A 14,816-nucleotide genomic window follows, 5' to 3' on the forward strand; every position below is an offset into this window, starting at 1 on the left:
AGTGGGGTTTCCTCATCTCCACTGATTATTAGTCTTCACCAATCGGGCTTTTACGGGCAGTTGATCTCCCGCCTATACTCCTCAGGTCTCCTTAAGCCTTGGGGTGGGAGTCTTACTACCGCTTCGCTTCCGGTACAGATAAATTACTGCCAGTTAATGTGGGATATTTATTTTCTATCTCGATGTAGCGTTTGATAACTATTTCATTTTTAAAATTATTTTCCCTTTAGCCCTTCCTGACTCTGCGAACTCCATCGCTTTTTGAGCATCTTCAAATGAAAAAATTCTATCAATGACAGGTTTGATTTTACCAGTCTCAATAAAGTCTGCAATAATGCGTAATTGATCGCCACTTGGCTTCATAAACAAAAACGTATATTGTACTTTATGCTTTTTTTCAAGTGCCGTAAGCTTATGACTTGCTGCTGAAAATAACAACGCTTTGAATAGACCTGAACCATATTCTTTAGCAAAACGGGCATTCGGCATTCCCGAAACGGAGACAATTTTTCCTCCATCCTTGATAATATCAAAAGATTTTTCGAGAGTTTTACCTCCAAGTGTATCCAATACTGCATCATAATTTTTCAATTTATCTTCAAATTTTTCTGTCTTGTAATTGATGACTTCATCTGCACCAAGAGATTTTACTAAATTTGCACCTGCTTCACTAACAGTCGTTGCAACAGTGGCACCCATTAAATTTGCCAGTTGAATAGCAAAGGTACCAACACCACCAGCCCCAGCTTGAATCAAAATATTTTGTCCTTTTTGTAATTGCATTATGTCAAGTAAAGCTTGATATGAGGTTAATCCAACTAGTGGGATTGATGCGGCTTCCTCAAAGCTCAAATTTTTAGGTTTTAGGGCTATGTCATCTTCTTGTATAGAGATGTATTCCGCAAAAGTACCAATTTTGCTCTTACGTGGACGTGCATAGATTTCATCCCCAACCTTAAAACGAGTCACTTTTGCGCCAACCTTTACCACAACACCCGAAAAATCATTACCAAGGATTAGTGGCATGTTATATTTAATTAACAATTTAACTTTCCCATCACGTATTTTAAAATCTATAGGGTTAATACTAGCAGCATAAATTTCTGCAAGAACCTCATATTCATTAATTACAGGTATAGGTATCTCTGCTAAACGCATTGGGGCTTTGCCATATCCATCAATAATCATTGCTCTCATTTTTTATACCTCCAAATAATGTATGTGCCTGTAATTTCAATAAAAGCTTTTAAATAACGTTTCAATATCTAAGACAAGTGTTTTTAATAAACCTAATTTTGTACGTATATCAATATAATAAAAGTTTTTTGTACCTTCTTTGCGCAATCAATTATGCCGTGACATCCGCCGGAGGCTTTAACTTCTTTCAGCGGGTGTTTGGACACCCGCTGAAAGAAGTTAAAATAACACCACATCTCGCAAAATTTTCAGATGATGTGACACAGCAGGTCTAGAAAGATGGGTTTTATCAGTGATTTCACCTACACGTAATCCTGTTTGGCAATCCGTTCCCATTAAAACCAGTAAAATTGATTGACGTGTTTCATCCCCAATTGCCAATAGTACTTTTTGACAATTCATAAAATCCTCTTTAATACTATTTAGCTGGTCCTGTTTATTCATTCGATTAAACTCCTCCATTAAGTTAGTTGAATAGTTTAAGCTAATGATCCATACCACAGAATTCAACAATATATGATTGTTATATTCAGTGCAATATTGAGAAAGTAAATCGAGACGAATCATTTTTTAGATGGGAAACATCATGAACAAATAGGGGAAGGAAAGAAATGTTTTGAAACAAATATACCAAGTGAACAAATATGGGATAGAAATTATCACATAACTTTATGGCTTTGAAGTAGAAGAACACAATACTTGGCAGGGTTGTGAGCCATATCATTATTCTCTATAAGCTTTGTAACCGAGAATATGATGAATGAAAACTTATAATTTACGAATTATCCAGAATTCCGCGAGTTCCAATATTACCAAATTAATACCGTTTTATTTTCATGTCCCTAAATTCAAAAGTATCAATCTCTTGTAAAAAGGTCTTTGCTAAAATTTTTTTGAAGGAATGTATTGTAATTATTACTTAGTAACTTTAATATAAGTATATAATTATATATAAATTTAATTACCTCTAACTAGTCAGGGGATTTTATTTAAAATTATATATAAGTATATGGTTATATAAGGAGTGCAGATAAATGGAAAACACACTAATTGAAAAACAATTAAAAGCAGTAGCTGATTTGAATCGCATTAAATTACTTGCATGCATGAAACATGGTGAAGTATGTGTATGTGATTTTGTAGATGTTTTAGGTATATCACAACCAGCAGTTAGTCAGCATTTACGTAAATTAAAGGAGGCAGGCATTATTACTGAGCGAAAAGTAGGGACCTGGAAGCATTATCGTCTAGTGGAAGATCAAACCCCACTGATGAAGGGAATTTTAGCACAAATTCAGCCATTAAATAGGTGTAATTGTGTCTCAGACTGTTGCCATGAAGGGGAGAAATAAATGAATAATGAACCCTTAACTAAACAGCTATCTTTTCTAGATCGTTACCTCACGCTTTGGATATTTCTTGCAATGGGGGTAGGTGTTTTATTAAGTGTCACAATGCCTGATATTGGTGAAGCATTAGAGACCATGTCTATTGGCACAACATCGATACCGATTGCTATAGGGTTAATTGTGATGATGTATCCACCATTGGCGAAAGTGAAATATGAGGAAATGTGGCGAGTGTTTAAGGATTGGAAGGTACTTCTACTTTCACTTTTTCAAAACTGGTTACTTGGACCATTTTTGATGTTCTTTTTAGCGATCATCTTCTTACGTGATTATCCAGAGTATATGGCTGGGCTCATTATGATTGGATTAGCTCGCTGTATTGCAATGGTGATTGTATGGAATGATCTGGCTCGTGGAGACCGTGAATATGTAGCTGGTTTAGTTGCTTTTAACTCCATTTTTCAAATCGTGACGTATTCGATTTTTGCTTACTTTTTCTTAAATATATTACCTGGTTGGTTTGGTTTAGAGAAAATTAATGTATCCATCTCTATGTGGGAGATTACCAAGAGTGTACTTATTTACTTAGGCATACCATTTGCTGCTGGGTTCCTCACACGATGGATCAGTATGAAAACAAAAGGAAAACAGTGGTATGAGGAAAAGTTTTTACCAAAAATTTCACCACTTACTTTAATAGCACTTCTATTCACAATTGTGATGATGTTTGCATTAAAGGGTGAGCAATTAGTTGAACTACCACTCGATGTAATACGAATTGCTATTCCATTATTTATTTACTTTGTGGTGATGTTCGCTGTTTCATTCTTCTCTTCTCGTAAAGCAGGTGCATCTTATCCTGTTACAGCAGCCCTATCTTTTACAGCAGCTAGTAACAATTTTGAGTTAGCCATTGCAGTAGCTGTAGGTGTTTTTGGACTCCACAGTGGTGTGGCTTTTGCTGCTGTTATTGGACCTCTTGTTGAAGTACCAGTACTCATTGGACTTGTATGGGTTGCTTTACGCTGGCAGAAAAAATATTTTAAAACCATAAAAGGAGGATTTTAGATGAAAAGTGAAGATAATATTCGTGCAAATGTACGTGAAAGCTATGCGAAGCTAGCATTGAAATTAGACAGTACACAGGGATGCTGTACGCCAGCTCCTAGCTGCTGTAGCCCAAAAGGAAATCAAAATGTTTCCATTGAAGAGATTTCGCAAAAAATGGGCTATACAAATGAGGAACTAGCTTCTATCCCAAACGGAGCAAATATGGGACTTAGCTGTGGCAACCCTCAAGCTATCGCGGACTTGATGCCTGGAGAAATTGTTGTCGATTTAGGGTCAGGTGGTGGCTTCGATTGCTTCTTGGCTGCCCAAAAAGTAGGAAAAGACGGTCAGGTAATTGGCATTGATATGACACCTGAAATGATCTCTAAGGCACGTCGTAATGCAGAAAAGCCTGGATATGAACAAGTAGAATTTCGTTTAGGTGAAATTGAGCACATGCCAGTTGCTGATCATACCGCTGATATTATCATTTCAAATTGTGTGATCAATCTATCGCCAAACAAACCACAGGTATTTAAAGAGGCATACCGTATTTTAAAAACAGCTGGTCGTTTAGCAATTTCAGATATTGTGTTAACAGCAGCCTTACCAGAGAGTTATTTATTAGATATGAATCTATATTCTGGCTGTGTTTCTGGTGCCATTTCAATTGAAGAATACAAAACACTTTTAAGAGATGCAGGCTTTACTAATATCTCAATCATACCAAAAGACGAGTCAAAAGAATTTATCCGTGAATGGGAACCTCATTATGATTTAGAAAATTATATTGTCTCAGCAATTATTCAGGCCGTTAAAAAGGAAAATGAATAGAGATAACCTTTAAACACGTGAACACGATTATTATCCAACCAAATAATGCGATCAGTGGTAGATTTTATTTAATTTATTGAAAGAGCAAAAACCATGGAGAAGTATATCTTAATCCTTGTATAATTTATATTATTCAATATTATTTCAGAGGTGGGATATGATGATTCAAGGTTCTTGGAGAGCATTGTTATGGATAGGTTTATCAGAATTATGCGCTTTAAGCTTATGGTATAGTGCATCAGTGATTGCACCTGAGTTAATTACAGCTTGGAACTTGAGCTCAGATTCGGAAGCATGGCTTTCTGCATCTGTTCCTATTGGATTTGTAATAGGAGCATTATTTAGCTCATACTTTGGGATTGCTGATCGTTTTAATCCAAGAAAGGTTTTTGCAATTTCAGCATTTCTAGGTGCAATATTGAATACCCTGCTAATTCTAGTCAATTCCAGCTTATTCGGAATTCTATTAAGGATTTTAACTGGCATAACCCTTGCTGGTGTATACCCAATAGCTGTAAAAATTTTATCACAATGGTTTCCTAAAAAACGTGGGTTGGCGATTGGTATCTTAATAGCAGCTTTAACATTAGGCTCATCATTACCACATTTTGTTGTGGTGTTTTTTTCTTCATTAAGTTGGAAATTCGTGATAATTTGTAGCTCAGTATTGTCTCTATTATCGGCTATTATCGTCATTACTATTTTAGAAGATGCTCCTGTAACATCACAAAAATTGCCATTCTCATTTCAATTAATAAAAAAAGTAGTAGTGAATAAACCAGTAATGCTTGCGAACTACGGCTATTTTGGCCATATGTGGGAATTATACGCAATGTGGACATGGCTTCCTGCTTTCTTAACAGCTAGTTTCTTAACCTATTCATCAGAAACTCCGCATTGGTTCATTGCATTATCCTCATTTATTTCAATAGGAATTGCAGGAGGGATTGGATGTGTGGTAGGTGGACTAATCTCAGATAAAATCGGAAGAGCCAATTTAACGATTATTTCTATGTTAATCAGTGCCATCTGTTCTATCTTAATAGGTTTTACATTTGGACAATCTATTTGGTTAACACTCATAATTGCAATGATTTGGGGGATGTCTGTCATTTCCGATTCGGCCCAATTCTCTGCAGCAGTTTCAGAAATTGCTGAAGTTGAATATGTAGGTACAGCCCTTACCTTTCAAATGTGTATTGGTTTCCTAATTACTATATTTTCTATCAATCTCATCCCTATTATTCAGAAGATCCTTGGTTGGGAGTGGGGATTTTCAATTTTAGCGATTGGACCTATTCTAGGAATTATATCAATGGTCAAATATAGACGTTACGAACTCAATGATGAAGAAGTATAATTGTAACTTATGATGCAAAAACATATTCTTAAAGGATGAGAAATCAAGGTTTTTTCCAATAGTTTTTCAATCGAAAGTGCAATATGAATATCTTAGTCCAGTAAAAAATCATTACTTAGGTCTTGAAACTTGCATAAAATTTTTAGTCTATTCTTTTGATTTGAACATTACTTAGAAAAAGTGTTCCTATATGTCTTCAGTAAAAGAATGCATCAGTTTAAATTTCTTTATTTTTAAGTTGATTAAAATCATCTTACCTGTAGTGATTTCTATATGGTGAGGTGATTTTTTTGGATATTTATGTTAATATTCATTAAATTATGAGGTATGCTAACTTAACTGGAAAATTTAATTTAAACAAAAGGAAACTTTTTATGTTAAATATAGTCAATTGTATAAAAGAGAGAGGAGAGGAAGTAATTATGATAAAAAGATATTTAAGTATTATTTCATTGTTACTGTTTTCTCTGTTCATTAATTTTTCTTTTATTACACCAATCGTAGTGAACGGAACCTCGGAAATTGGGGACATTTTGGTCATTTTATTAATTATAACGTCATTTCTAGCTGCATTTTTTAGCCAAAAGGGTAAGTTACGAAATTTTGCTTTAATTCTTTCCTCGATTCCTATACTTGTTCTAATAGGTTTAATTTTACTTCCAATACTATATATATTAGAGCAATAACCAGGCGTGTTCTTTGTATGAAGAAGATTGGAAAGTTAATGAACGTTAACTAACGTATGCGTTAATTAAAAAAGATAAACGTTTTTTGTACTAACTGTGCAATTTACTTCTTTAGGTTTATATAAATGTTAAACGTTCAGTTGTGATATGATTGTCAAAGGAAATAGACTTGAACAGTTTTGTAAAAGTTTATAAAAAATCAAATGAGGAATAAAATTTTAAAAGATAATAAGATCCATCATAAAAATTTCCTGATTTATTCTTCAAAAAGGTTATTGATATGGAGTTAACACCAAGTAATACACTTGTTGAGAACCATTGAGTTAAATGTTGAATTGTGATATGAAGAAATGTAAGCTAATGAGACTTGTTTAATATTGCTGATAGGGAGAGATTGAAATGGGAAATACTGATAAGTTTGAAATGATAGCTAATATATATGACACTCCTGAAAGAATCCAAATTGCAAAGATTTCATCAGATGCCATACAAAATTTTTTAATTGATACTAAAAGTAAGAATGCTATTGATTTTGGGTGTGGAACTGGTCTTGTCGGAATGAACTTGTTAAACGAGTTTAATTCTATACTTTTTCTGGATACATCACAAAACATGATTAATCAATTAAACCAAAAAATAACTGATTTAAAAATTCAAAATGTAGATTCATTATGCTTTGATATTGAAAAGGAAAGTTTGTCAGATTTACATGTACAAGCCGACTATATTTTTATGACTCAGGTTCTACTCCACATTCATGATGTTGAATTAGTTTTATCAAGATTATTTGATGTTCTAAATGAAGGCGGTCATTTACTAATCGTAGATTTTAATAAAAATGAAAAAATAGTTTCAGATATTGTTCATAACGGTTTTAATCCAGAAGAGCTAGCCGACATTATGACTAAAATAGGGTATAGGGATATTCAATTCAAAACTTTTTATACAGGAAGTAAAATATTCATGGGACACGATTCATCTATGTTTATTCTTGATTCAAAGAGGATTCAATAGTTAAGAATGGTCTTAGGTTTTACAGTTACAGTTTACATAAAATTAAAACCTTAGCTAAGGAAAATACGAATAAAAAAACAAGAGCAAACTCAACACTTGTTGACTAACTCTTGTTTTTTTATTTTGTTTGTTAATCAAATATCTTTTAAACCGACTGATTTCCCGAAACACCGTCATTATTTTCATGTACTTAAATGCTAAGTACAATAGCTTTATAAAAACATTTAACTTCAATGCAACTAATTACTATTCAAAATACTCTAACGGTATGTAAGGAAAGAAGAGGTGTTATAGATGGAATCTGAATTTCTAGTAAAAAAAGCTCAAAAAGGAGATGGAGAAGCGTTTATACAGTTAATTAGTCAATATGAATTGATTCTTTATCGTACGGCAAAGATTTTAGGTCTAAAAGATGAAGATATAGCAGATTTATTGCAAGAGACGGTTTTAACTGCATTTGAAAAAATAGGCACTTTAAAAGAGGTAAAATATTTTAATACGTGGCTTTGCCGCATCTTATTGAACAATTGTTATCGCTTTATGAAGCAGCATAAGCAGGTTATATCACTCGATTCAGAAACACTGAATACATTGCCACATCAAGATCATTTACCACTTGAGTTAGACGATGCGTTGAATAGCTTAGAAGAAAATTATCGTATTGCATTAACACTGTATTATGTGAATGGGCTAACAACTAAGGAAATTAGTGAATTGCTACATGAACCCGAAGGTACAATTAAATCGAGAATTTCGAGGGCAAAGCAATATTTGAAAAGCAACTATTATGTTGAGGAGGCACAATCGCTATGAAAAACAGTGGAGAGGAACGCTTACAGCAAGAAATGAATAAAGAGCAAGAGTTACCACAATCAGTTCGAATAGCTTTTGATCAATCCTATGAACAGATTCGTCAGCTATCAAAGAAAAAAACTAAAATATCAAGGATTAAACCTGTGGCAGTTGCTGTAGCCACAATTGCGCTAGTTTCGGGTGTTTTGTTAACAAATGATACAGTTCTAGCAAAATTACAAACCTTTTTCGGCTTAAAGGATCCTGGAATTGAAGTAGCAAGTGATCATGGAGATGTGCAATATGTGGCACAATCACAACAATCAGAAGATATTACCATTACACTTGAACACTTTTTTGCGGATGCGTATAGATTTGCTATGCAGCTCAATATTAAATCAGATCATATACAAATGGACGATTTGCATCATATGAACGTGGAATATCGACTTTATAACGTAAAAGGTGAAGAAATCCATGCTTCTGTATCTGATACGAAGCCAATTGCTGGACCGGGAATTTTTAGTGGCGGCAAGTCTAATTTGTGGAATGTAAAAAAACATGCTGCAACATTAGAAATGCTAAGTGAGTCTAATGGAATCACTGTACCTTCATTAGAGGGTGCTAAATTAGTTATTGAAACTATAAATTTATTAAAAAAGGATGGAAATGTTATTTCGGTTGATGGCAAATGGGCATTTGATTTAACATCAACAACGGTTGAAACACAAGTTTTTGTAGGAGAAAATGTAGTTCCAGGACTAGAGTTACAACAGGCTGCATTATCAAATGGTTCCATGCTAGTATCTTATAAAATTGATAATCAAAATGAAAATGATATTTTTACAACAGCATTAGTAAATGAAAATGGTGAATCTTTCTACGCAAATAGTGCAAATGTTGAATACTTAGAGGAGGAACAACAAACAATCATTAGTTTAGTTTTCCCTTACAGTATATGGAATGAACAACAAGCTCTTTCATTAGCTGTAAAAGGCTTTGAAAAATTAAGATTAGTGGAGAGAGAATAAAAAGGAAAAATTATACTACAGCAAGTCCACTGGCAATTGAGATGATAATGGACTTGCTGTATTTATTTTTAATTAGAAGTTGACGAATTATTAAACTTCAATGGGGAATTGCAAGTCGAGAAGCAAAGATTTATGGGGAATAGACGTAATCAAGCCCTCCTCCACGCCAAAATAATTTTAGTTTACATAATATAAATACATTAGTCACAACTTTAAATTTATCGGATGTTTCCTATAACTTAATGTTCAAAAGGGGATTATTCGTACAAATTGTAGTAATTAGTTTAAAGTATATTTTCCTAATATAATAAAAATTATTCATATATGCAATACATACGTAAGTAGCAAACATTATCTTAACTTTCTGTTTTGAAAATGTGAAGCCATTTTTACTTCTTTGAGAAATGCTCTTTTTCACAGATTGTTGCTCTACTAGGAAAATTCGGCTTATTGGAAATGTAATTATTTTGGCTGCAACTTTTCTATTACTATTAGCAATAAAGAATAATGAAACATAAAACGACTTAAACCTAAAAGAGGTCATTAAAACAAAAACAAATATCCTTCAGAAGTATCGTTTGGAAAGAAAGAGGATTGAAGTGATATGTATAGTTAGAGCGATGGTTTACAAAAATACTGACAGAAGACATTAAACGAACTATTGTGCTTTAAAAAACCAAAATGTTCGTACTTTAACAATGAAAATGCTATTTGTTCATCGGCTGGATACTTCATTGATTGAATAAAACACGAATATTATATATTAAATCAACTAACTAATAAAGGATGATTTTTAAGAATGTGTATGTATATTCTTGACCAAATTCAGAGACAAGAAAGTCCAGACAAACATGTTAAATTTTTTATATAAACCAATAAGAAATAGTTGTTGATGGATAAGATCAATCTCAGTTGGATAAAATATTTGTGAACTTAAAAAGTTCAAATTTAAAGGATTGGGAGGACTAAATATGTCATCTGAAATGGGAGAAATACATCGTACTGGTCGAGACATTAACGACGTAATAGTACATTTTGGTGGGCAAGCTGAGAGTGTTTTTAGTTCATTGGCTGAACCAGGTCGACTTTCAATACAAAAGAAAGCAGACGAATTAGCTGCACAGTATCTTGAAAGTAATCCTAATCCAGACTATTATGATTGTGTTGAAATGGTAGCAGAGGGAGTTTTGACAGCAGGGAAGGAAATAAAGACTAGCAGTGGTTCTTGGGGAGAATCAGTAGATGCAGCACTTGGTGCTGGTGTTCAAATTCCAGCAGCAAAAATAGCTTGTAAAAGAATAACGATGTCTTAACATTATTTTTTGAAAAAGCGTAGGCGTAAAAAGCTTATGCTTTTTGATATTTATTGATTTCTTTTGTCTGGACATTCTTGTCCAAAGTGTCTGCAAGTTCTTGACCATATACAAAAGTACAGACACAAAAGTCAAATAACCTCTATTAGAAAAACAGATTGGAATTATTTGCCTCCTACTTGTCGGATAAATAAAAAAGCAATCGAGGCTTTTTGGGGTACGCTCAAATGCGAAAAATACTATTAAAATAAATATGATACATATGAAACTCTAAAAAAAGTGCTTGTAGGAGCATTTCACAGTTGGAGGGAGATTTAGCAATTGAAGTCATATAGATGCTTTATGGAAAATGACAGATTTAATTACTGGTGGAGCCGTTTTTAATTCGAATAGAGATTATAAAAGGGTCACTGAGTTAAGGTGACCCTGAATGAGGGAGGATATGATGGTCAACCAACGCCACAACTGCATAAGTGCATGCGATACACTCAATATAAATTTGTGAAGGTAGAGGTTACTTATTCAAAAAAAACGTAGCGTCATCATAGGCTACAGCAAACTAATGAACATAATTAGGATGAATAATCAAAAAGATATTGTTCAGAAAGGACGAAAAATTATGGCTAATAAATGTGATGTTTATAATAAAGAGTCTAACAAGGATTAAGAATGGCATGTCCATATTACTTAACATGTGAGCTAATAATAATAAGTGTTATTCCCGTAAATAGGCAAATGATTCTCGTCACAGGAATTTTATCAGCTAGTCCAAATAATGCAATTGCTGTCGTTACGATTAAAACTGTTGGACCAACCAATGCAAGCATTGTATTAATATAGAATGCTTTTTCTAAATTATTCAACTTTAGCATCAACAATCCAGCACTTACTTCAATACTTCCAGACAATACACGTAAAATAACCATAGCAAGAACCGATTTTTCAATAATTGTCATCATCCTATCTTTATAGATAATTTTCGCATATATTATAAATCCATCTTAGGTTAATAATAGACTTCTGTTATAATGAAATACTAAAATTAATATATGTATGATTCGTATCAAATATTCTTGTTATATTATGCTTTATAGTATTAATTTAATAAGTGACTTTCTAGATAAAAGTTCAAAGAATTTATTAATAGAATCAGTTTTATATATCCATTCTCTGTTTTTAAAAGGAAATAGTATAAGTGCATATAATAAAATCCTAAAGATTTATGGGAAAGATAGTACTTTTAAAAGATGCAGGCTTTCAAATATCTCAATTGAACCAAAAATGATTCCAAAGAATTTAACCGTGAATAAGAACCTAATTATGATTTAGAAAATTATATTGTCTCAGCTATTATTCAAGCTGTTAGATAAAAGGTTTAATTAACTGAAGTTGAACAAAATCACAAGCAATCATAAGCTTCAACATCATTGTGGAAGGCTTTTATTATGAGCTGTGAGAGCGATCGAGATGGGCAACGGTAGGTGTAACTGAATCTCGATACGCCTCATTGCGTTATTTCTAAAATTTTCTTAATAAAAAAATATTTACATAAAATCTGAAAGCTGTAGCCTTTATTACACATAGTATGCGAGATGAAATTAGTATTATATATGGTGGGGATTTAGAAAAGTATAAAGATGAGGTTACAAACACGTTAATAGCGAATGGAAATAAGGTGCTAAAAAGGAAATTTGCAAAATCCATCACGGCATGGATATACATTGGTGATGATTACGTCACAAATTACAATAATGATCAAAAGAAAGCCTTAGTGGAATTAGGACGTCATATTTCAACGTATCATTTGATTGATGTATGGAAACATTTAAAGAATAAGTTCGGGGAATTTGCATCAGTTACTAAAGAGGAACCAGTAATCAATGTTATTCATAATCGTGTACCGTTAAAATATTAAAAATCTAAATAATTGGGAGAAGGGCTTTGATAAGGGTTATCCATATTACATAGAGGGTGATAAAGAGCGTTAATCCGGCAACATTGTGGGAGCTATAGAATTATTCGATAAGGCACGTTTTAATGGATATAATGCACCTGCGCTTTAAAGTTCTTATGGGAAGGCTTATCGTAAATTAAAAGATTATGATAATGAAATTGCTATTCTTGATGAAGTAATAGAACGTATGAAAACGTGGTAATAATGAAACACGTATTATAGAATTTAATGAGCGCCGTACAAAAGCATTAGCATTAAAGTGTACGTAACTAAAATACTAAACGCCTGTTTAGATTGACACATGACAGGCGTTTAGTATCGTATAGACTTCTTCTATTGATCGGTCTCAATTAATTCTCTTCGTAATATGGAGCTTCAATTTTGTCTTCTCCTGATTTTAATCTGGCCATGAAATCAAACTTCGGACTTCTGTAATCGTTTTTTTCTGGAAATCCTTTTCTAGATTAAAATAACCATTTATTACTCATAAGAATATTATCAAAAATCTGGAGTGTTATTTTTTTTCGAAGATATTTCAGCATTAAAAATCATACATAAAGTTTTAATTCCCTGTTGTAATTGTTGTTCGCTCATAAATGAAAAACTTAATCGTAAATGACATTTTTCTTGTTCTACTGGAAAACAAGCAGAACCTGGTAAAAATGATACAAGATTTTTTTTTGCTTCTATCAGAAGTTGATTTGTATCTATCCAAATCGGAAGAGTAATCCATAAGTTTAATCCCCCATTAGGTATCATCCACGTAATCCCTTCAGGAGAGTATTTTGATAGTAGTTCGAGTGACAAATCCCGTCTTACTTGTAATGCTGTTCTTAATTTTTTCATATGATCTGTCATTTTCTTTGAAGTAATAAAGGGTAATAATGACTTCTGTGTTAATAAAGGACTACCCAAATCTGCATTGGATTTAGCAGCCAGTAGACGATTAAAAATCGAACCTGATGCTGAGAGAATTCCAATTCTGCAACTTGGAGCTAGAGTTTTACTTAACCCTTTTAAATAAATTACATGACCATAATTATCCATACTTTTAATAGGGGCAGGGGGCTTTTTATCAAAATAAATCTCACTCCATGGATCATCTTCTACAATGATACATTGAATACTTTTTGCGATCTCTAAAATTTGTCTACGGCGCTTTTGTGACATAACTACACCAGTAGGGTTATGGAAGGTAGGTATTGTATAAATAATCTTTGGTTTGTATTTATCGCACAAATTTTGAAGTATATTTAAATTCATACCATCTCTATCTACTGGAACAGTCAGTATGGTAGCCCCTCTTCCTCTAAAAATGTCTATCGCTCCTGGATACGTAGGACTTTCCATAATCACAACATCATTTGGACCAATAAATGTACGAGCGATAAGATCTATTCCTTGTTGGGATCCATTTGTAACTAAAAGGTTTTCAGGTGTAGTAGGTACATCAAATTGTTTTAAATAGTTAGACATAGCTTCCCTTAGTTCATACTCACCTTGGATTTCACTATATCGAGATAAGATCCTAGGGTTTTCAGAAAGCATTTTATGAATTTCTTTTTCTAAATATTGATTAGGGAGAAGCCCAGGGTCAATCATAGATGAAGAAAGTTGAATTTCGCCTTGAATGTGATGAAAGCGAGAAAACTGAGCTCTTGGTAGATAATCTTGTATAGATAACTGCCAATTAAACGGTGGTTCATCTGTTTTTGAATTTCTTATATCTGTTTCGTCAATATTCACAAATGTTCCTTTTCCTTGAATAGAAACAATATAATTTTCTTTTTCGAGTTCTTTATATGCTTTGACAACAGTAACAAAACTAACTTCTAATTTTTTAGATAATTCTCGGACAGAAGGTAACTGGCTTCCTTCTGATAATAGACCTGATCGTATATGGTCAACTATTGATTGGAAAATTTGTTTAGAAAGAGAAGTCTCTGATTTTCTTTGAATTTCAATATGCATGTCTATCCTCCATAAAGTGTTATAGAAGTGTATTGAGTGTTATACCTAGTTTAGGTTTAAAATAAGGTGATTCAAATGAACACATTATAACATCAAGGAGGATGCTTTGCTATGTATAGAGTGGGTGGATGAGTTTATATTGAATATATAATTAAGTACTGTTTAAATAATTCTAAAAAAAGGTAAAAGGAGCATTCCTGTTAGAAACGTTTTCGGGGACTTGAAATAAAAAAAGCCCTCTTGTATGATGCTTGAGTATCAACAG

The 14,816-nt window shown here is 33.0% G+C and carries 12 protein-coding genes and 1 pseudogene; 9 read left to right on the plus strand and 4 right to left on the minus strand.

All coding sequences use genetic code 11. The features are described from left to right. Nucleotides 1–198: 198 nt before the first annotated feature. The gene (locus AC3WOM_RS12970) at nucleotides 199–1,197 is read right to left on the minus strand and encodes an NADP-dependent oxidoreductase (protein ID WP_492447189.1); all 999 of its coding nucleotides are present in this window, start codon (nucleotides 1,195–1,197) and stop codon (nucleotides 199–201) included. Nucleotides 1,198–1,233: 36 nt separating this feature from the next. Beyond that, nucleotides 1,234–1,641, minus strand: a pseudogene (locus AC3WOM_RS12975) (ArsR/SmtB family transcription factor). 590 nt (nucleotides 1,642–2,231) lie between these two features. Here AC3WOM_RS12975 and AC3WOM_RS12980 point away from each other — a divergent pair. From AC3WOM_RS12980 to AC3WOM_RS13015, 8 genes are all read left to right on the plus strand, one after another. Next, the gene (locus tag AC3WOM_RS12980; RefSeq protein ID WP_492447190.1) at nucleotides 2,232–2,549 is read left to right on the plus strand and encodes an ArsR/SmtB family transcription factor; all 318 of its coding nucleotides are present in this window, start codon (nucleotides 2,232–2,234) and stop codon (nucleotides 2,547–2,549) included. Next, the gene (arsB, locus tag AC3WOM_RS12985; protein ID WP_492447191.1) at nucleotides 2,550–3,614 is read left to right on the plus strand and encodes an ACR3 family arsenite efflux transporter; all 1,065 of its coding nucleotides are present in this window, start codon (nucleotides 2,550–2,552) and stop codon (nucleotides 3,612–3,614) included. Next, a complete protein-coding gene (locus AC3WOM_RS12990; RefSeq protein WP_492447192.1) occupies nucleotides 3,615–4,430 on the plus strand; it encodes an arsenite methyltransferase in 816 nt (271 codons plus the stop codon). A 160-nt stretch (nucleotides 4,431–4,590) separates the two neighbouring features. Beyond that, on the plus strand, nucleotides 4,591–5,790 hold the full coding sequence (locus AC3WOM_RS12995) for an MFS transporter (RefSeq protein WP_492447193.1): 1,200 nt from the start codon (nucleotides 4,591–4,593) through the stop codon (nucleotides 5,788–5,790). Between the two features lie 1,085 nt (nucleotides 5,791–6,875). Next, the gene (locus tag AC3WOM_RS13000) at nucleotides 6,876–7,490 is read left to right on the plus strand and encodes a class I SAM-dependent methyltransferase (RefSeq protein WP_492447194.1); all 615 of its coding nucleotides are present in this window, start codon (nucleotides 6,876–6,878) and stop codon (nucleotides 7,488–7,490) included. A gap of 294 nt (nucleotides 7,491–7,784) precedes the next feature. After that, nucleotides 7,785–8,303 carry a sigma-70 family RNA polymerase sigma factor gene (locus tag AC3WOM_RS13005; RefSeq protein WP_492447195.1) on the plus strand — a complete coding sequence of 173 codons (519 nt, stop codon included), beginning with the start codon at nucleotides 7,785–7,787 and terminating at the stop codon, nucleotides 8,301–8,303. Beyond that, nucleotides 8,300–9,313 carry a DUF4179 domain-containing protein gene (locus tag AC3WOM_RS13010; protein WP_492447196.1) on the plus strand — a complete coding sequence of 338 codons (1,014 nt, stop codon included), beginning with the start codon at nucleotides 8,300–8,302 and terminating at the stop codon, nucleotides 9,311–9,313. The genes AC3WOM_RS13005 and AC3WOM_RS13010 overlap by 4 nt, the downstream gene beginning before the upstream one ends. Before the next feature lie 971 nt (nucleotides 9,314–10,284). Further along, nucleotides 10,285–10,626 (plus strand): hypothetical protein, encoded by a 342-nt coding sequence (locus AC3WOM_RS13015; RefSeq protein ID WP_492447197.1) that lies wholly within the window; start codon nucleotides 10,285–10,287, stop codon nucleotides 10,624–10,626. Between the two features lie 683 nt (nucleotides 10,627–11,309). On the opposite strand, the gene AC3WOM_RS13020 is transcribed toward AC3WOM_RS13015, so the two are convergent. Then, a complete protein-coding gene (locus AC3WOM_RS13020; protein ID WP_054611762.1) occupies nucleotides 11,310–11,585 on the minus strand; it encodes a YqhV family protein in 276 nt (91 codons plus the stop codon). A gap of 626 nt (nucleotides 11,586–12,211) precedes the next feature. On the opposite strand from AC3WOM_RS13020, the gene AC3WOM_RS13025 reads away from it, so the two are divergent. Next, nucleotides 12,212–12,541, plus strand: coding sequence for a hypothetical protein (locus AC3WOM_RS13025; protein WP_492447198.1), 330 nt, complete (start codon nucleotides 12,212–12,214; stop codon nucleotides 12,539–12,541). A gap of 537 nt (nucleotides 12,542–13,078) precedes the next feature. On the opposite strand, the gene pdxR is transcribed toward AC3WOM_RS13025, so the two are convergent. After that, nucleotides 13,079–14,551: a MocR-like pyridoxine biosynthesis transcription factor PdxR gene (gene pdxR, locus AC3WOM_RS13030; RefSeq protein ID WP_492447199.1), complete on the minus strand. Its 1,473-nt coding sequence runs from the start codon at nucleotides 14,549–14,551 to the stop codon at nucleotides 13,079–13,081. Between the last annotated feature and the right edge of the window lie 265 nt (nucleotides 14,552–14,816).

The sequence above is a fragment of the Lysinibacillus sp. FW301-JW8 genome (assembly GCF_058788755.1).